This window comes from Pseudomonas sp. ES4, assembly GCF_050586665.1.
GTDB lineage: Bacteria > Pseudomonadota > Gammaproteobacteria > Pseudomonadales > Pseudomonadaceae > Aquipseudomonas > Aquipseudomonas frederiksbergensis.
The window spans coordinates 216900-235434 of record NZ_JBOBDO010000005.1 but is presented as its reverse complement, the minus strand read 5'-3'; the positions used below and the strand labels follow the sequence as shown (position 1 = coordinate 235434).

At 58.7% G+C, this 18535-nt stretch carries 18 protein-coding genes; 11 read left to right on the top strand and 7 right to left on the bottom strand.

Going from position 1 to position 18535, the window contains the following annotated elements; genetic code table 11:
* The first annotated feature begins 92 nt into the window (after positions 1-92).
* Positions 93-1496, top strand: a complete 1404-nt coding sequence (locus tag ACQ4OB_RS08445) for an MFS transporter (protein WP_074875811.1) — start codon at positions 93-95, stop codon at positions 1494-1496.
* A 569-nt stretch (positions 1497-2065) separates the two neighbouring features.
* Entirely contained in the window at positions 2066-2506 is a 441-nt protein-coding gene (locus ACQ4OB_RS08440; RefSeq protein ID WP_074875813.1) for a cupin domain-containing protein, read from the top strand.
* A gap of 13 nt (positions 2507-2519) precedes the next feature.
* Here ACQ4OB_RS08440 and ACQ4OB_RS08435 read toward each other — a convergent pair whose 3' ends face one another.
* A complete protein-coding gene (locus ACQ4OB_RS08435; RefSeq protein WP_430955484.1) occupies positions 2520-3950 on the bottom strand; it encodes an MFS transporter in 1431 nt (476 codons plus the stop codon).
* Between the two features lie 134 nt (positions 3951-4084).
* Between ACQ4OB_RS08435 and ACQ4OB_RS08430 the strand changes: the two genes are divergently transcribed.
* From ACQ4OB_RS08430 to ACQ4OB_RS08405, 6 genes are all read left to right on the top strand, one after another.
* On the top strand, positions 4085-4975 hold the full coding sequence (locus ACQ4OB_RS08430; RefSeq protein ID WP_102616190.1) for a LysR family transcriptional regulator: 891 nt from the start codon (positions 4085-4087) through the stop codon (positions 4973-4975).
* A 504-nt stretch (positions 4976-5479) separates the two neighbouring features.
* Positions 5480-6868: a diguanylate cyclase domain-containing protein gene (locus tag ACQ4OB_RS08425; protein ID WP_074875819.1), complete on the top strand. Its 1389-nt coding sequence runs from the start codon at positions 5480-5482 to the stop codon at positions 6866-6868.
* Positions 6869-6873: 5 nt separating this feature from the next.
* The gene (locus ACQ4OB_RS08420; protein ID WP_430955483.1) at positions 6874-8202 is read left to right on the top strand and encodes a glycosyltransferase family 2 protein; all 1329 of its coding nucleotides are present in this window, start codon (positions 6874-6876) and stop codon (positions 8200-8202) included.
* 2 nt (positions 8203-8204) lie between these two features.
* Positions 8205-9053: a hypothetical protein gene (locus tag ACQ4OB_RS08415; RefSeq protein WP_430955482.1), complete on the top strand. Its 849-nt coding sequence runs from the start codon at positions 8205-8207 to the stop codon at positions 9051-9053.
* A gap of 6 nt (positions 9054-9059) precedes the next feature.
* Positions 9060-10175, top strand: coding sequence for an HlyD family secretion protein (locus tag ACQ4OB_RS08410; RefSeq protein ID WP_074875822.1), 1116 nt, complete (start codon positions 9060-9062; stop codon positions 10173-10175).
* A 3-nt stretch (positions 10176-10178) separates the two neighbouring features.
* A complete protein-coding gene (locus ACQ4OB_RS08405; RefSeq protein WP_074875824.1) occupies positions 10179-11126 on the top strand; it encodes an NAD-dependent epimerase/dehydratase family protein in 948 nt (315 codons plus the stop codon).
* Here the strand turns inward: ACQ4OB_RS08405 and ACQ4OB_RS08400 are convergent.
* Positions 11098-11358, bottom strand: coding sequence for a hypothetical protein (locus tag ACQ4OB_RS08400; protein ID WP_430955481.1), 261 nt, complete (start codon positions 11356-11358; stop codon positions 11098-11100). The genes ACQ4OB_RS08405 and ACQ4OB_RS08400 overlap by 29 nt on opposite strands.
* Before the next feature lie 342 nt (positions 11359-11700).
* On the opposite strand from ACQ4OB_RS08400, the gene ACQ4OB_RS08395 reads away from it, so the two are divergent.
* Positions 11701-12768, top strand: coding sequence for a hypothetical protein (locus ACQ4OB_RS08395; RefSeq protein WP_430955480.1), 1068 nt, complete (start codon positions 11701-11703; stop codon positions 12766-12768).
* 16 nt (positions 12769-12784) lie between these two features.
* On the top strand, positions 12785-13138 hold the full coding sequence (locus ACQ4OB_RS08390; RefSeq protein ID WP_076031442.1) for a DUF1428 domain-containing protein: 354 nt from the start codon (positions 12785-12787) through the stop codon (positions 13136-13138).
* Between the two features lie 14 nt (positions 13139-13152).
* Here ACQ4OB_RS08390 and ACQ4OB_RS08385 read toward each other — a convergent pair whose 3' ends face one another.
* Positions 13153-13347: a hypothetical protein gene (locus tag ACQ4OB_RS08385; protein WP_430955479.1), complete on the bottom strand. Its 195-nt coding sequence runs from the start codon at positions 13345-13347 to the stop codon at positions 13153-13155.
* A gap of 60 nt (positions 13348-13407) precedes the next feature.
* Here ACQ4OB_RS08385 and thpR point away from each other — a divergent pair, with 60 nt between their 5' ends.
* The gene (gene thpR / locus ACQ4OB_RS08380; protein ID WP_430955478.1) at positions 13408-13947 is read left to right on the top strand and encodes an RNA 2',3'-cyclic phosphodiesterase; all 540 of its coding nucleotides are present in this window, start codon (positions 13408-13410) and stop codon (positions 13945-13947) included.
* 282 nt (positions 13948-14229) lie between these two features.
* Here the strand turns inward: thpR and ACQ4OB_RS08375 are convergent, their stop codons facing one another.
* The 4 genes from ACQ4OB_RS08375 to potA form a co-directional block, all read right to left on the bottom strand.
* On the bottom strand, positions 14230-15327 hold the full coding sequence (locus tag ACQ4OB_RS08375) for a polyamine ABC transporter substrate-binding protein (protein WP_076031440.1): 1098 nt from the start codon (positions 15325-15327) through the stop codon (positions 14230-14232).
* A gap of 230 nt (positions 15328-15557) precedes the next feature.
* A complete protein-coding gene (locus ACQ4OB_RS08370) occupies positions 15558-16442 on the bottom strand; it encodes an ABC transporter permease subunit (protein WP_074875836.1) in 885 nt (294 codons plus the stop codon).
* A complete protein-coding gene (locus ACQ4OB_RS08365; protein ID WP_162493971.1) occupies positions 16439-17320 on the bottom strand; it encodes an ABC transporter permease subunit in 882 nt (293 codons plus the stop codon). The genes ACQ4OB_RS08370 and ACQ4OB_RS08365 overlap by 4 nt, the downstream gene beginning before the upstream one ends.
* A 29-nt stretch (positions 17321-17349) precedes the next feature.
* Positions 17350-18492 carry a polyamine ABC transporter ATP-binding protein gene (gene potA, locus ACQ4OB_RS08360; protein ID WP_008151829.1) on the bottom strand — a complete coding sequence of 381 codons (1143 nt, stop codon included), beginning with the start codon at positions 18490-18492 and terminating at the stop codon, positions 17350-17352.
* Positions 18493-18535 lie beyond the last annotated feature (43 nt).

The following is an 18535-nucleotide window of genomic DNA, read 5'->3' as shown; positions in this document are numbered from 1 at the left end:
GGCTCCATCGCGTTTTGACGATGCTTCACGACACCCTAGATCTCGCTTGAAACCGAGAGATCATCACCCTAATCCAACAATAAAGTGATGCCATGAATCTGAACGAGCCCATCAATGTGCAACGCGTCGGCCAGGCCGTCGGCAAGTACCGCTGGACGATTTGCGCGCTGTTGTTTTTTGCCACCACCGTCAATTACCTGGACCGCCAGGTACTGAGTCTGTTGGCGCCGGATCTGTCGACGCAATTTGGCTGGAGTAACACCGATTACGCGAACATCGCCTCTGTCTTTCAGTTCGTGTACGCGATTTCCATGCTGTTCGCCGGCCGCTTCGTTGACAAGATCGGCACCAAGAAGGCCTATGTGATTGCGATCTGCATCTGGTCGACCGGTGCGATCATGCACGCCTTTGCAGAGCCGATGGGCGAGGGTATTGCCGGCATCAGCAGCGCCTTGGGCCTTGCCGTCATTCCGGTTTCGATTGCAGGTTTCATGCTGTCGCGCGCCGTACTGGCGATTGGCGAAGCAGGGAACTTCCCGATTGCGATCAAGGCCACCGCCGAATATTTCCCGAAGAAGGAACGTTCCTTCGCTACCGGCATCTTCAACTCCGGCGCCAATGTGGGCGCGATCCTGGCGCCGATCAGCGTGCCGCTGATCGCCGGCCTTTGGGGCTGGGAAGCGGCGTTCATCGTGATCGGTGCGTTGGGCTTCGTCTGGGTGGTGGTATGGATTGCGCTGTACGAAAAGCCGGAGCAGCAAAAACGCCTGTCGGTGCAGGAACTGGCCTACATCCGCAGCGATCAGGGCGCGCAAGCGCTCACCGGCACCGACTCGGGTGCCGCTGCCAAAAAAGTATCGTGGTTCAAGTTGCTGACCTACCGTCAGACCTGGGCCTTTGCCTTCGGCAAATTCATGACCGACGGCGTGTGGTGGTTCTTCCTGTTCTGGCTTCCGACCTACCTGTCGGCGCAATACGGCATGAAGGGCCAGGCCATCGTATTGCCGCTGGCCGTGCTGTACAGCATGACCATGATCGGCAGCATCGGCGGCGGCTGGTTCCCGAGCTATTTCATGTCACGCGGCGATGCGCCGTATGACGGTCGCATGAAAGCCATGCTGGTGATCGCTTTCTTCCCGCTGCTGGTACTGCTGGCGCAGCCATTCGGTTACATCAGTTACTGGGTGCCGGTGCTGTTGATCGGCGTGGGCGCGTCGGCGCACCAGGCGTGGTCGTGCAACATCTTCACCACGGTGTCTGACATGTTCCCGCAAAAATCCATCGCATCGGTGGTCGGCATTGGCGGTTTGGCCGGCGGCTTGGGCGGCGTCGTGATGACCAAGACCGGCGGTTGGGTGATCGACCATTACAAACTGATCGGCGATATCCACACCGGCTACATGATCATGTTTGCCATCTGTGCGCTGGCCTATCTGGTGGCATGGAGCGTGATGAAGGCGCTGGTGCCACGCCATAAGGAAATCACCGACCTGTAAACGACGACGCGCCTGGCCTGCTGACTTCCCGTGCGCAGGCCATTCGCCCGGTCCGAACCCGTGAGGGAGTACGGGCATTAGTGTTTTTCCATCCTGCTGCGCTTGCCGCTGTGCAAAATCGTTCTAAAAAGCCCGCCTTGCGCTTTGGAGTTTGTACTAATCTTGAAGTTGTAGGTGAAGACGCAGACTGATGCGCAAGCGGATGGCGAGGAAACGTGGGGCGCGTTCCGAAGGGTACACGGTTAGAAAGATCTCCGCGCTGAGATCCAGCCCTTATGCCGTGTGAAGCAGGACAGCACAAAACTGTTCTGTGGGAAGCCTGATAAACCTTGTAAGCCGGAGACCAGCACCGGCCACCTACTCGATTTACCAAGCCCGCCTTGTGCGGGCTTTTTAATGTCCGCCGGAACGGTTTGTATCGGAACGTATCCCGCGCACCCGCAGCTACCTTCGCATACAAAACCAGGGCATTGGCGACACTTGCGCGATACACGGCAACCTCCCAATAGAGCCACCGCATCCGCGGCAGGCTCCGCGCGACATTCCCGCGCACAGATTGGAGAAATGCCATGTTCCGTTTCAACCACCGTATGGGCGCCAGCATGTTTGGCATCGCCGTTGCCACAGCACTCACCGCCTTCGCGGGCCTCGCTCAAGCCCAAGAGGCGCCGCCGGCAAAAAGCTGGCAGGCGGGTCTTCATCGCACCGATCTGCTGCGCCAGGACCTCGACGTCGCCGGTCGTGAAGTGATCCAGGTCCTCGTTGATTTTGATCCGGGCGTGGTGTCTCCCAAGCATTCGCATCCCGGGGTGGAAGTGGCCCACGTCATTGAAGGCACGTTTGAATATCAACTCGAAGGTCAGCCTCCAATAACGCTCAAGGCTGGCGACTCCTTGTACATCCCCGCAGGCACGGCGCATGTCGCGAAGAACGTCGGCGCGGGCAAAGCGTCTGAGCTGGCGACGTACATCGTGAAGAAAGACACGCCTCTGGTCGTGCTGGAAAAGTAAACGAGCCGTCGGCTTACCGGCGGTCACGGCGCACAGCCAACGCGCGGCTTCCCAGCGCGGTGGCCAGTGCGACAACGATCAACACCAGCGCCACGGCAAAGGTGATCCGCAAACCGTTGGCCACTGCTTCGGGTCGCGCCGTTGCCATGTCGGCAGCGGCCGATGCGAGCGCAAACACCGCACCCAGGACGGACGCTCCCGTGATGAGCCCCAGATTGCGCGACAGGTTGAGCATGCCGGAGATGACGCCGCGCTGGTCCGGCTGAACATCCGCCATGACCACCGTGTTGTTGGCGGTCTGGAACAGGGCATAGCCAATCGTGATCACGACCATCGGCAAGAGGTAGCCGCCGATGCCGAACGACTCCGGCAGTACAGACAACATGAGGCACCCGATCGCCATGGCGAAGAGCCCGGCGAGGGTCATGCGGTAGGCGCCAAAGCGGTCGGCAATACGGCCTGCGGGCACACCCGTCAGTGCCGCGACAAACGGTCCGACCGACAAGACCAGGCCAACCAGAACGGCATCGAGCCCCAGCCCATGCGCGAGATAGAAGGGGCCGACCACAAGCGTTGCCATCATCACGGTCGCGACGAGCAGGCTCATGGCGAGGCTGCCACTGAGTACCGCATCACGGAACATCGCCAAGCGAATCAACGGTGAGGTGACTCGCGCCTCGGTGAACACAAAGAGGCAGGCGCCGCCGCCCGCCGCCAACAGCAAGGCGATGTTGAGCGGGCCGAAGCTGCCTCGCCCAAGGGTCATTGCCAGAGCATAAGCGGCGAGGGTCAATGCCAGCAGCAATGTGCCCAGCGGATCGAAACCGGCGCGATCGGTCTTGGGCTGCTGGCGATCGGCGGGCAAGTAGCGATGCGCGAGCACCAGCGTCAGCAAGCCCAGCGGTACGGTGATGAGGAAGATCGCCTGCCAGCCGAACCCGTCGATCAGCAGGCCACCGAGCGACGGTCCCATCGCGGTGCCAATCGCCGACATCGTCCCGAGCAAGCCCATGGCGCTACCGGTCTTTGCCTTCGTCACCGTCTCGCCGACAAAGGCCATGGTGAGCGCCATCATGATTGCTGCACCAATCCCCTGCAGCGCCCGGGCGCCAATCAGCAACCACAGCGTGGGTGCCAAACCGCACAGGGCCGACGCGAGGGTGAACACGCCGATGCCCACTAAGAGCAGCCGCCGACGGCCTGTAATGTCACCGATCCACCCGACGCTGACGATCAGGGTGGTAATCGCCAGAAGGTAGGCTAGGACAATCCACTGCACGTGCTGGAAGGAGGCGTTGAACACCTGGGCCAAGGTCGGCAAACCCACATTGGCGATGCTGGTGCCGAGCGAGGACAGCAGCATCGACAGTGAAAGACTGGCCAACGCCCACCGAATTGACGGTGTCTGTTGCGCACGCTCTGCAATTGCGCTGATTGATTTCATGCGGTTCCTCTTTTCTGGCCACTCCCGAAGCGGAGCTATCAGAAAGCTACGCCCCGGCCTAACATGGCGGAAGGCGCACCGTTTGCACTTCATACGTGCGTCCAACGCCATGTCACTCTGCCACGGGGCGCCGCATGTCCACTCCCGATTTCAACTTGCTGATCACCCTTGATGTGCTGCTTGCCGAAGGCAGCGTGGCGCGCGCCGCCAAACGCTTGCGGCTGAGCCCGTCGGCCATGAGCCGGGCACTGGCGCGATTGCGTGAAACCACCGGCGATCCGCTGTTGGTCAGGGCCGGACGGGGTCTGGTGCCCACCCCGCGAGCGCTCGAACTGCGCGAGCGAGTCAGTCAGCTGGTGCAGGACGCAGAAGCGGTCCTTCGGCCTGCCGAGCAACCCGACCTAAAACAGCTGAGCCGCACCTTCACGCTGCGCACCAGTGAAGGCTTTGTCGAGAATTTTGGCGCGGACCTGATTGCCCGCATCGCCGAGCAAGCCCCAGGCGTGCGGCTGCGTTTCATGCACAAACCCGACAAGGACAGCGCGGCACTGCGGGACGGGACGGTCGATCTGGAAACAGGGGTGGTGGGCAAGGCCACTGGCCCGCAGTTGCGTACCCAAGGCTTGTTTCGGGATCGTTTTATCGGCGTCGTGCGAAGTGGGCATCCGCTGAGCGACGGCCAGATAACCCCCGCACGTTATGCGGCGGGCAGCCACATCAGTATTTCCCGGCGAGGGCTCGACAAAGGCCCCATTGATGAGGCTCTTGAGCTGCTGGAACTGGAGCGGCACATAGCAACCATCGTTGCAGGCTTCTCCACCGCGCTGGCGCTCGCCCGGACCACTGACCTGATCGCCAGCGTTCCCGAACGCCACACCGCCAGCCTGCGCGCCGGCCTGTACAGTTTTGCCCTGCCGTTGTCTCTGCCGGCGTTCACCGTCGCCATGCTCTGGCATCCGCGGCTGGATGCCGATCCTGTGCATCGCTGGTTGCGCAGTTGCCTTCGGGATGTTTGTGCGGATTAAGAAAGTTGTCAATTTTTAGCGTGTGTTCATTGTTGAAACACTCAGTGTTTCATATATGTAACGACTGGCTGATAGCGCCGACATTAACAGTGTGCGATTTTGCTATAAAAAGAGTTTGAACTTATTAATGCATATGCGGTAACGACGATGATAGGCAAGTGTTGCGGGTGGTTTATCGTAAATGCGAATTGACTACTAATCCATGAAGTGGCGCAACGCTATCAATTGATGGCAATTAACTAGCAGTGAAAATGGTTGTAAAGCAGGAGTTACTTAGTTGGTGTAAGTATATGAATAACAAGAAAATATTAATTTGGTTTTATCGCAGTTAAAATCGTGTCGCGGCACAGTTGAATAGGCCGCTTGGCTGAACGCCGATGACAAAATGTTGGCAGTCGAGCAATTGAAAAATAACTTCATAATAATGCTGACGTTTTTCTGCTGCGGTGCTAGTGTTTCTAACTCCACTTAATCGTACTTGTCTGTCTGCAGAGGCCGTGCGTTATGCCGTCTCCAATTCCACGGATTGCAATACTGGGTATTAGAGCGCCAAGCTTGAATAGTCCAGAACTTGAACACTTTGCCGATATAGCCAGCTTGTTGGCTGCCCCCGCATTCGATGTCGTGTTGCTGGATCTGCCCGCCGCTTACGCAGGGCGGGTGCTTCGAAAGTTGCGTACGATTCCCCCTTATCGCTACAGCCTCATTTACTGTTGCCGTGATCAGAACGGCTGGTGTGAAGCCTTGGGTGATGGCGCGTGCCCTGTCGATTCCAGCGAAATAAGAGCCCTCTGGGGCGTATGGCGCGAACGCTACAAATTGTTCGTCCAGGGTTCTGCCACTGAGCGTTTTGAAAGTCGGGTGCTTTCATGGTTGTGGCTGCGCGACAACGCGCACATTTATGCCCTGCGAGACCCCGAGGTGCCTCAGCACTATCGCTACCCCTTGCTGGACGCCCTGGCTGATAGCGAGCAGATCAACCCGTTTGTCTGGCTCAGCTTGATGGTGCAGCAAGACTGGCTGGAAGAAGGGGTCCTGGTCGATCGCGTGCGCCTGTGTTCCGAGTGTGGCTCGGGCCGGCTCAATTACATCGATGTGTGTGCCGAATGCCAGGCCCTGGACATTTCGCGGCAACCTTCATTGCACTGCTTTACCTGTGGGCACGTGGGGCCACAGGAAAACTTTCTCAAAGACGGGGTATTGCTGTGCCCCAACTGCTTGAACCGGTTGCGGCATATCGGCAGCGATTACGACCGTCCAATGGAAAACTATCGCTGTCGCTCCTGTCAGGCGTTTTTTGTCGATGCCGACGTGCAGGCGCGCTGCCTGGACTGCGGCCTGTCGCACACGCCTGACAAGTTGCGAGTACGCGAGGTCAGGGATTTTCGCCTGGCCGAGGCCGGGCGATTCCGCTGCCGTCAGGAATTCAGCGATCAATCGGTCAGGCACTTTGGTCGACTCAATCTGTTAGGCGGCAAGGATTTTTATGACCTGCTGACCTGGCAGATCCAGGTCGTGCGCCGCTACCCGGTGCCGGCTTTCTCAGTGCTTGGCCTGCGCTTCGTCAACCTGGCCAGTACGTTGTCCCGCCTGGGTGAACATCACGGTCATGCCTTCATCGATAGCGTGGCCGAACGGTTGAAAGAAACCGTCCGGGACACGGACCGCTGCTCTCGCAGTACCGAAGAGTATTTCTGGATCATGCTTCCGCATACCGATGACACGGGCCTGGAAACCGTCAAACAACGCTTGAGCCGGGTCGCCGAGTTGTTTTCAGCACCGGAGGTCAGCGACATTTCCTTGCGTGTCGTCAGCATCACGGCACCCCAGGATCTGCTCGAGCAGGAAGATGGCGAACTACTACTGGCCCGTCTGGCCAGTGAATTGGCGTGACCGCCATGAGCCCTTTCTTCGAGCAACTCTTCAGCGCATTCAGTGCGCTCATGGGGCCGGATGGTTTGAGCCGGGTGTTCTTCATGCTTTTCCCTTTGTTTCTGATCTTCGAATTACCCCTGATGATCATGGTGATGCTGGGGGTATTGCGCTGGTTTGCACGTCGTCGTAGCCGTGTACCGAAGATCAGTGTCTATCGGCCCAAGGTCTCTTGCATCATTACCTGTTACAGCGAAGGGATGGACGTTCAGACCACGCTGTTAAGCCTGTGCGAGCAGACGTACCCCGGCCACATCGAGATGATCCCGGTGGTGGACGGGGCCACGGTGAACCAGCCGACGCTCAGCGCCGTTCGCAAGTTCAACGTGGACCCGAAGTTGTACCCCAGACGTCATTTGCGCCCGATCGCCAAATGGCAGAGGGGCGGGCGGGTGTCGTCATTGAACGCCGGCCTGTCGCTTGCCAGCGGCGAAATCGTGATGGCACTCGATGGAGATACGTCCTTCGACAACAACATGGTCAGCTCCATCGTGCGCCATTTCGAGGACCCGTCGGTGCCGGCGGTCGCTGGCAGCCTGCGAGTGCGCAATGTCTGGGCGTCATGGGTGACCGCGATGCAGGCGCTGGAATACCTGTTGTCCATTCACATGTCGAAAATCGGTCTGGCCGAATGGAACCTGGTCAATAACGTCTCGGGGGCCTTCGGCGCATTCCGTCGCAGCTTCCTGGTGAAAATCGGTGGCTGGAACACGCACACCGCCGAGGATCTGGACCTGACGTTGCGCATCAAGAGTTACTTCAAGCGACACGACTTGAGGATCCCCTTCGAGCCGGAAGCGATTGGGCACACCGATGCACCGTCGACGCTCAGTCAGTTTCTGATGCAGCGCTTGCGCTGGGATGGCGACCTGTTTTTTCTGTACATCAGAAAGCACAACCACAACATCAGCCCCAATTTATTGGGCTGGCCGAGCTTTCTGATGATCCTGCTCAGCGGCTTCTTTTTTCAGCTGGTGCTGCCGTTTCTCATCTTCAGCTACACCTTGCTGGCGCTATTCGTTCTGCCGGGCAAGACGCTGTTGTTCCTGTTCATCCTGATTTATGCGTTGTACCTGGCGATCACCGCGATGTTATTCGGCGCCATGTTGTTGATGGTCTCCGATCGACCTGCAAAAGACGTGATCCTGGGGTTGTTGGTGCCTTTCTTCCCGCTGTTCATGCTAATCCTGCGGTGCTGGAGCGCAGTGGCCATGCTCAACGAGATCTTTCGCAGGGGTCACGAAGAAAGCTCTATGGCGCCGTGGTGGGTACTTAAACGAGCCACGAGGTTTTGATTATGCGATCGATACTGATGCTGCTGACGCTGTCGTTACCCCCGACGATATTGGCCGCACAACCCTTGGCGGCCCAGGCGGCGGTGACGCCGTCCAGCCAATGGTCCCAAGGCAGTTATGTCTGGGACAGCGAAGCATTGCTCGATCCCGATCAACGCAAGGCGGAACTCGAACAATTGCGTAAGGCCGGGATGGACAAGATCTACCTTGGCCTCAAGTCCTCCCAGTTGAAAGACCTTGCCACCACGCGCCAACGGCTGGCGCAATTGCTGCAGGACGCGGCCGGCCAGGGGGTGCAGGTCAGCCTGTTGCTCGGTGATCCGGCCTGGATGGAGCCGCAGGACCGCCATCAGCTCACCGATTTACTGGCCAAACTGAAGGGGCTTTCATTCACCAGCCTGCACCTGGACCTGGAACTCGAACAACTGGGCGTTCCGGTCCCTGATCAGCGCTTGAAGGATTTGCTCGACACCTTGCACGCAGCCTCTGCCGCCAGCCAATGGCCGGTAGAAATCTCCAGCCATCATCGTTGGTTTGAAGAGGTAAAACCCGGGAAAACCTGTCTGCCGTGCGCGCTTCCCGAGGCGGGCGTGCGTCAGGTCAGCCTTATGATCTACACCCGTAATCCGAAAAACAGTGCACGCAAGGCAGAGCAGATCGCCCAACGTTGGCCTGACCTGCAATTTCGCCTCGCGCAAAGCACAGAGCCGCAACTGGATGCCACTGAATCCTGGGCCGGCGCGTCGACTGAGCAGTTGCAGCACCAGACCAGCGTCTGGCGCGAACAGCTGCAACCACGGGGGATTGCCGGTATTGACTGGCAAGCCTGGCGAGACTTTCCAAAACGGTGAGCCGTCATGAAGATTCGATTCGATAGTCGCAAAGAACTCAACCCTACCCAGGAACAAGGTTTGACTGTGCTCTACGCGCCGGGCAAACGCATGGCGTTTCGCGCGCGGTGGTATCTGATCCTGTTCCTGGTCGCGAGCCCGTTGATTTGGCTGGGCGCGAAGCTGACGTATGGCCTGGTGATGATCGACGCGCCGGCGCAATTGCGCCTGCCGATTCTTGAGGTGCGCGCACGGGATGCCGGCCGGGTCGATCAGCTGTTCGTCATGGCCGGGGAGCAGGTCCAGATCGATCAGCCGTTGGTCAGTCTCGACAATCCCGAATGGCGTGCGCGGCTCTCGCAACTTGCCGCAATGCCGAAGAAATCGGTGCCCGCCACCAACGCCAAACTGGACACCCGCGAGCGTCAGTTGCTCAGGACCCGGGTGAGCAGGACGGAGGAGCGCGTGCAGGTACTCGAGGACCTGGTTTTATCAGGCGCGGTCTCTCGTGGAGAAGTGCTGGCCGCCCAGTCCGAACTCGACGCTTTCAAAGCCGACCTGTTGGCGTTCGAGCGCCGCGAACAACTGGCTCGTCAATCGCCGTTGAGCGTTGAGCGCGAGATCATTCAACAGACGGCCGAGCAGCAGTGGTTGAAAACGCGCCTAGCCGCGTTGTCGGTCAAGGCTACGCAGAGCGGTCGAATTGCGGAGGTGTTGGTCACGCCTGGCGAAAACGTCGGGGCGGGTACCTTGTTGATGCGCCTTGAGCGGCTGGAAGAGCCTCTGCTGTGGATTTATCTGGAACCGCTGAATATCAGCTACGCCGCGATTGGCCAGCCGCTGCGCGTTCGCATGCCCGATGGCGAGTGGTTGGCCGCCCATGTGGTCCAGGCTGTCGACAGCGCCGGTCGTACGCCGACGGTATTGCGTGGGCCGTTCGCTGCCAGCGAGATGGGTCTGCAGGTTGCCGCCCGGTTCGACCGTCCTCTGTCGCCGCGCTGGAGAATCGATCAACTGCCGTTGAATGTTCGTTTTCCCACCGACTGGCAACGAATGCTCAGTGACAGCCGTGAGCTCATTGAACAGTTAGGCGACTTCATTGCAATGGATAAAACACCCACCACTGCACCGGGGAGTAAATAAATCATGACTGCTGAACGAATTCTCGTGACGGGCGGTGCCGGTTTCATCGGTTCGCACCTGGTCGAAGCACTGCTTGAAAGCGGTTATAGCGTTCGGGTTCTGGACAATCTTTCCAGTGGAAAATTGTCGAATTTGCCGGTTGATCGCTGCCATTTGACCTTGGTTGTGGGCGATGTCGCCGACGCACCGACGGTGGAGCGGGCGATGAAAGACTGCAGCGCGGTGGTGCATCTGGCGGCTGTGGCCTCGGTGCAGGCGTCGGTCGATGATCCGGTGGCGACTCACCAGAGTAATTTCGTCGGCACCCTGAATATCTGCGAAGCCATGCGCCAGGCGGGCGTACGACGAGTGGTTTACGCCTCCAGCGCGGCGATCTATGGCAACAATGGCGAGGGCATGGCGATCACTGAGGACACGCCCAAGAATCCGCTGACGCCGTATGCCGCCGACAAACTGGCCGGCGAACATTTTCTTGATTTCTATCGCCGCCAACATGGGCTCGAACCGGTCATCCTGCGGTTTTTCAATATTTACGGTCCCCGTCAGGACCCTTCATCGCCTTACTCCGGTGTCATCAGCATTTTCAGCGAGAGGGCGCAAAAAAAACTCCCCATCACGGTTTACGGTGATGGAGAGCAAACAAGGGATTTTGTGTACGTCAATGACTTGGTGAAAGTGCTGGTACAGGCGGTCAGTCAGTCAGAACCGATTAACGAGCCGGTCAACGTCGGTTTTAACCGATCCACCAGCGTTAACGAACTGGCGGCGACCTTGAGCGAGCTTTTGGGGCGGTCCCTGACGTTGAACTACGACACGCCGCGTTCCGGTGATATCAAGCATTCGCGGGCCGACAACAGTCGCCTGCTTGAGCGTTTTTCCTTGCGCTCGCCGACCTGTTTTTCTGAGGGCCTGGGGCAGTTGCTCAGAAGTATCGATTCCGGGGGGCGGTAGCGGCGAGTTCAGTCGCCAGCAGGTGCTTCTCCAGCACGTCGCTCAAGAACCGGAACTGATCATTGAGCCCGATCACTTCATTGTTGAAGTGATTGGCGGCGGACGGCATCAACAACGCCTCAAAGTTTTCGTCGAACACCAGTTCGAGCGTTTTGCGCGAAACGAATGACTGGGAATAGTAGTTGTTGCCGAACGCCGCAAAACTCACGGCCAGGGTCACGGAATGAATCATGACGTGCGCTCCTCGGACAGGACGTACCAGGAAAAAACGCTCAGGGTGACGGCCGTCAGGGCCAGGCAGGTCAAGAGATGAATAATCATGATTCGCCCCTCCGATGCGGGGTTTTGCGTTGGGTTAAGGGCGATCCTACGCTGACGATTTTCGAGCGAAAGGCATTCGTGGCGATGGTGGATATCGACATAAGTGATGGTGGGATTATCGCTGACTGTTCCGGCCTATTCGCGAGCAAGAACACCCTCAACCCAAACGAACAAACACCGACACCTATACTCAAATTAATAGACCTTTGAACACCGGACATCCCGTTCGGGCAAGTCTGTAGGAACCGCGATCTTGAACGTGCGTTCGCTGATCGTCGCCGTGTTGGTGGTGTTGGCGGGATGCGTCACGACTGCGCCTGCCCCGGTGCCAGTGGTGCCGGTGATTGTTTCCCCCAGCACCTGGCAGATCGTCGATCAAGAGATTGTCGCGGCGTCGCAATCGGCCACCGAACAGACCAAAATCTACTCGCGCGGTGCCATGGAATACTGGCGAACGCGGGTCTATCAACTGACCGAAGAAAACTTCATACCCTGGTTCAGCAGTTACTGGACCCAGGAATGGCTGTCGATGAAGGTCAGCTGGTACACCCTCAACGCCAAGGGTGAGCAAGATGCCTCGGCCAAGCGCCTGGCGGCCTATCTGCTGGAGCAATACCAGCGGCGCGTGCTGGCGCCGGTCGCAGTGGAAATCGATCCCGACGCGATTCTCGGCCTGGCAACCGCGTTTTACGTCGACATTCTTCAGGAAGAGCTGCAGAAAATCTCCAAGCGCCACGGCGTGCCGATGGCTCAGCTCAACGGGCGGATCCAGAAAATCCCCGCCATCGCCCTGGGACCGCCCCCCGCCAGGGACGCCTCGCTTTATCAGGTCGTGCACACCCAGCCCCTGAATACGTTGCCGGCCTATGCGGCGCTGATCGAGAAAATCCACAAGGCCGGTGGCGACAGGGGCGTTGATTCGACAGACACCGCCATGGCACCGGTGGCCAAGCGCGCCAGTAAACGGATAGAAGCCGAAATGATCCCGCGAGGTGCCGCCAGTGCCGTGGCTGCCGCTGCGGGAAAATTGGCCGGGGGCTTGATTTCCGTAGGGGTGGCGGGGATTCGCGCGCTTATCCAGGCCAATGATCGGCCCGACAGCGAGGCGCTGATTCGCAGCAGTCTGGGTAACACGTTCGATAAGGCCTGGCTCAAGCTGGTGCAAAACCCGACCAGCGGCGTGATGGCCGGTACGTTGTACATGGCAGCGCAGATCGAGGGCAATCTGGCGGGGAGCGCCGAAGTACCGTCGGTCAGCTCGGGCAGCGGGTCTGTCGATTGGGCGCCGCCGGAATCGACTAACCAGCAGATCGCCCCATAACCCAAGGAGAACGCCCATGTCCTACGTTGATGGCTTCATCGCAGCCGTACCCACCGCCAACCGCGAAAAATTCAAGAAGCACGCCGAAACCGCCGCGGTCATTTTCAAGGAAAGCGGCGCCCTCAGCGTCGCCGAATGCTGGGGCGACGACGTCCCTGACGGCAAAGTGACCTCGTTTCCGATGGCAGTAAAACTCAAGGAAGACGAAACCGTGGTGTTTTCCTGGATCGTCTGGCCTGACAAGACCACCCGCGATGCAGGCATGGAAAAACTCATGAACGATCCGCGCATGCAACCGGACGTCAACCCGATGCCATTCGATGGCCAGAGGCTGATCTTTGGCGGGTTCGAAATGATCGTCAAAGCCTGAAACCAACGACAGGATCACTCCGGCGTCGGGGTGATCCTGCAACTCTTGCGATTACGAATCTCGTTGTCTGTCGGCCGCTCTTTGATGAATTCGAAGCGCGGCTCACCTTCGTTGTAATGAACCAGCCAGCCCCATTCCAGCTCGGACTCATCCTGACCGGGTTTCGGTGGTACGGCCCACCACGGTTCCTTGCTGATGATCTCGCGCATGGCCCCCTCCAGTTGAATCGTTTGCATGAACTATAACTTGGATGTCAGGAGGTGCCAGCGATGAGCGACGAATCCCATGAGCCGTTAAAACGCCTGTTTTTTGCCTTGAACTGCACGCCCGAGCAACGTCGAGCCATTGCCCAATGGCGCAGCGCACTCGGGCTCAGGGATGGCCGGCCGGTGCCGGTGGAAAACTTTCATCTGACGTTGATGTTCTTGGGCGCTGTCGAGGTGGCAAAAATCGCCGATATCTGCACAGCCGCTGCCAGTATTCGAACGCCGGGCGTGCCTTTGAGGGTGGCGCTTGATCGGCTGGATGTCTGGCGCAGGGCAGGGGTGTTGGTGCTCGCGCCGGAGCAGGCATCCCCGGAACTGCTGCGGTTGGTGTATGCGCTTGAGCAGGCCATGCTGCCGTTCGGGTTTGAGGACTCGCCGAAGGAGTTCCGGCCGCATCTGACGTTGATGCGTGATTACCGAGTGCCGGTGCCAGAGTCCGCGACACCGCCCGAGTTCTATCTACGGGCCGATCACTTCACCCTGTTCGAATCCCATAAGGGCCGCTACCGAGCGCTGGCCGAGTGGCCGCTCGTTACCTCATAAAAAAAGGCGCCCGAGGAGGGCGCCCAAATTCACCTTAACCGAGGAAGCCAGGTGAGGCCGTTCTACAGACAGGAGTGCAGCGGTGGTAAGGCGCTGCGTGAACGGAAAACTTTGAAACCGATCGTTCCCACGCTCCGCGTGGGAATGCCTCCACGGACGCTCCGCGTTCGGCTCTGGAAGGGACGCAGAGCGTCCCGGGCTGCATTCCCACGCGGAGCGTGGGAACGATCACGGTAGGCTGCAATTTTGATGTTGGATGTCGCGATGGCGGCTTCGAGTGAATTACTTGCCGAGCTTCACCCGCGTCCACCCGCGGGTCATCACTCGCTGAACGCCAATCGGCACGTCTGGAATGGCATACAACGTCGCCATCACCGCCTGCGACGGATACGAGCCTGGATTATCCCGGATCGCTTCATCCACCAAAGGCGTGGCTGCCGAGTTGGCGTTGCTGTAGCCGATGTTGTTGGTGATCTCGGCGATGATGTCCGGGCGCATCAGGAAGTTCATGAACAGGTAAGCGTTTTCCACGTTCGCCGCGTCCCGTGGGATAGCGACCATGTCGTAGAAACTGCCGGCGCCTTCCTTGGGAATGCTGTAATCGACCTTCACCTTATCGCCTGCTTCCTGGGCACGGGCCTTGGCTTGCAGCACATCACCGGAGTAACCGACCGCCACGCAGATATTGCCGTTGGCCAAATCCGAGATGTATTTCGACGAATGGAAGTACGCCACCGAAGGGCGAATCTTCATGAACAGCGCTTCCGCTTCGGCGATCTGGTTCTTGTCCTGAGAGTTCACCGGATAGCCCAGATAGTGCAGGGCAGCCGGGAGCATCTCGGTCGGCGAATCGAGGAAACTGATGCCACAGGCTTTCAGCTTCGCGGCGTTTTCCGGTTTGAACAGCAAGTCCCAGGAATTGGTCGGCGCGTTGCTGCCGAGCACTTCCTTGACCTTCTCCGGGTTGAAGCCGATGCCGATCGAGCCCCACATGTACGGGAAGGCGTGGCCGTTATCGGGATCGCTGGCGGCAGCATTTTTCAGCAGGACCGGGTTGAGGTTTTTCCAGTTCGACAGCTTCGACTTGTCCAGTTCCTGGTAGACCCCAGCCTTGATCTGCTTGGCCAGGAAACTGTTGGACGGCACGACGATGTCGTAGCCGGATTTGCCGGCGAGCAGCCGTGCCTCAAGGGTTTCATTGCTGTCGAACACGTCGTAGGTCACGCGGATCCCGGTCTCGTCTTCGAATTTCTTGACGGTGTCCGGGGCGATGTAATCCGACCAGTTATAGACGCGCAGTACCTTGTCATTGGCCTGGGCGCCGGTGGTCATCGCGCCCAATAAGGACAGTGTCAGCAGAGTCCTGCCAAACATTTTCATCGGTACAACTCCATTTCTTTTTTTATTCAAAATCACACAGCAAAAAGGCAGTGAACACAAAACCTGTGCAGCGAACACAAACCCTGTGGCGAGGGAGCTTGCTCCCGCTTGAGTGCGCAGCACTCACAAAATTGGCAGGGTTGCCAGAATCCTTGGGGTCGCTTCGCAACCCAGCGCGAGCAAGCTCGCTCGCCACAGGATGAAGTTCACTTACCTCATCGGCAATGACACTATGCCGTCGCTTCTACCATCTGCTTTTTAGGTTGCTGCCAGGATTCGCTGGCGGTCTGGTCCATCGCTTCCTGGATCGCACGTTTGCGGGTCGCTTCGGCGCGGCGGCTGAAGTACCAGACCATGAAGGTCACCAGCGATACCGCCAACAGGATCAGGCTGGCCACGGCATTGATCTCAGGTTTCACGCCCAGACGCACCGCCGAGAACACTTCCATCGGCAGGGTCGTGGAGCCCGGGCCGGACACGAAACTCGCCAGCACCAGGTCATCCAGCGACAGGGCAAACGACATCATGCCGCCGGCCGCCAGTGACGGCGCGATCATCGGAATGGTGATCAGGAAAAACACCTTGAACGGCTTCGCCCCGAGGTCCATGGCCGCTTCTTCGATGGACAGGTCCAGCTCGCGCAAACGCGCCGAAACCACCACCGCCACATACGCTGCGCAGAACGTCGTGTGAGCGATCCAGATGGTGACGATGCCACGCTCCATCGGCCAGCCAATCATCTGCGCCATCGCCACGAACAGCAGCAACAACGACAGACCGGTGATCACTTCCGGCATCACCAGCGGCGCCGTCACCAAACCACCGAACAACGTGCGGCCCTTGAAGCGTGTGACGCGCGTCAGCACAAACGCTGCCAACGTCCCCAGCGCTACCGCGGCAATCGCGGTGTAGCAGGCGATTTCCAGCGAGCGCACCACAGAACCCATCAGTTGCGAGTTGTCGAGCAGGCCGGCGTACCACTTGAACGACCAGCCACCCCACACGGTTACCAGTTTCGAGGCGTTGAACGAGTAGATCACCAGAATCAACATCGGCAGGTAGATAAACGACAGGCCGAAAATCAGCATGAACTTTGAAAATCCGAAGCGTTTCATCCCCGTGCCTCCATCTCTTTGGCCTGGCTGCGGTTGAACAGCAGAATCGGCACAATCAGGATCAACAGCATCACCACCGCCAGGGCAGATGCCACCGGCCAGTCGCGGTTATTGAAGAACTCTTGCCACAGCACGCGACCGATCATCAGCGTCTCCGGGCCACCCAGCAGTTCCGGGATCACGAACTCACCAACCACCGGAATGAACACCAGCATGCAGCCGGCAATGATCCCGTTCTTGGCCAACGGCACAGTGATTTTCCAGAAGCTGTTGAAGTTGCTCGAACCCAGGTCCGAAGCGGCTTCCAGAAGGCTGCCGTCGTGCTTGACCAGGTTGGCGTACAGCGGCAACACCATGAACGGCAAGTAGGCGTAAACCACGCCGATGTACACGGCCGTGTTGGTGTTGAGGATCTCGATCGGGTGATCGGTCAGCCCGGTCCACATCAGGAAACCGTTGAGCAATCCGTTGTTGCTGAGGATGCCCATCCACGCATAGACGCGGATCAGAATCGCAGTCCAGGTCGGCATCATGATCAACAGCAGCAGAACGTTTTGCGTTTCCTTGTTCGCTTTGGTGATCGCATAGGCCATCGGGAAACCGATCACCAGGCACATCAACGTGCTTAAAAACGCCACCTTCAACGAGCCGAAATACGCCGAGATGTACAGCTCATCCTGAGTCAGCAACGTGTAGTTGCCGAGGTTCAGCAACAGCTGGAATTTCTGCTCGGCGAAGGTGTAGATCTCCGAGTAAGGCGGAATGGCCAGGGCCGCTTCCGAGAAGCTGATCTTCATCACCAGGAAGAACGGCAGCATGAAGAACAGGAACAGCCACAGGAAAGGAATCCCGATGACGAGCTTTCGACCACTCGGCATCAGCCGCATAAACCGCTGATTGAGTGTTTTCATGAGCGCAGTACCACGCCGCTGTCGTCTTCCCACCACACGTAGACCTTGTCGTCCCAGGTCGGACGGGCGCCACGGCGTTCGGCGTTGGCCATGAACGACTGCACGATCTTGCCGCCAGGCAATTCCACGTAAAACACCGAGTGGCCGCCGAGGTAGGCGATGTCATGCACCTTGCCGCTGGACCAGTTGTAGCGGGTGTCCGGTTGGGTGGTGCTGACCAGCAGTTTTTCCGGGCGGATGGCGTAGGTGATCGACTTGTCCTGCACCGAGGTGCTGACGCCGTGACCGACGTAAATCTTCTGCTCCAGGTCCGGGCTGTGAATGATCGCGTGACCTTCAAGGTCCTCCACAACGGTGCCGTCGAAGGCGTTCACGTTGCCGATGAATTCGCAGACCATGCGGCTGACCGGCGCCTCATAAATGTCTACCGGGCTGCCGATCTGTGCGATCCAGCCCAGGTGCATGATGGCGATGCGTTGGGCCATGGTCATGGCCTCTTCCTGATCGTGAGTCACCATCACGCAGGTCACGCCGACCCGCTCGATGATCTCGACCAACTCCAGTTGCATCTGCGAACGCAGCTTCTTGTCCAGCGCGCCCATCGGTTCGTCGAGCAGCAACAGCTTCGGACGCTTGGCCAGGGAGCGAGCCAAGGCCACGCGCTGACGCTGACCGCCGGACAATTGATGCGGTTTGCGCTTGGCATATTGGGTCATGTGCACCAGTCGCAGCATCTCTTCAACGCGGGCGTCGATTTCGCTGGTGGACAGACGATCCTGCTTCAGCCCGAACGCAATGTTCTGCGCCACCGTCATGTGCGGGAACAGTGCGTAGGACTGGAACATCATGTTGATCGGCCGTTCGTACGGCGGCATGTCGGTGATGTCGACACCGTCGAGCAGAATCCGCCCTTCGGTCGGGCGCTCGAAACCTGCGAGCATGCGCAGCAGGGTCGATTTGCCCGAACCGGAACCGCCGAGCAGGGCGAAGATTTCCCCTTGATGGATCTCAAGCGAGACATCGTCCACCGCGGTGGTTTCGTCGAATTTCTTGGTGACGCGGTCGACTTTCACCAGCACCTTTTTCGGTGACTGGTGACCTTCAAGAGCCTTCCTGTAGATGCTGGAGGCGTTTGCCATGTGAAACTCCCAACAGGTTTCAGTCGTCGGGCCAACGCGGCCT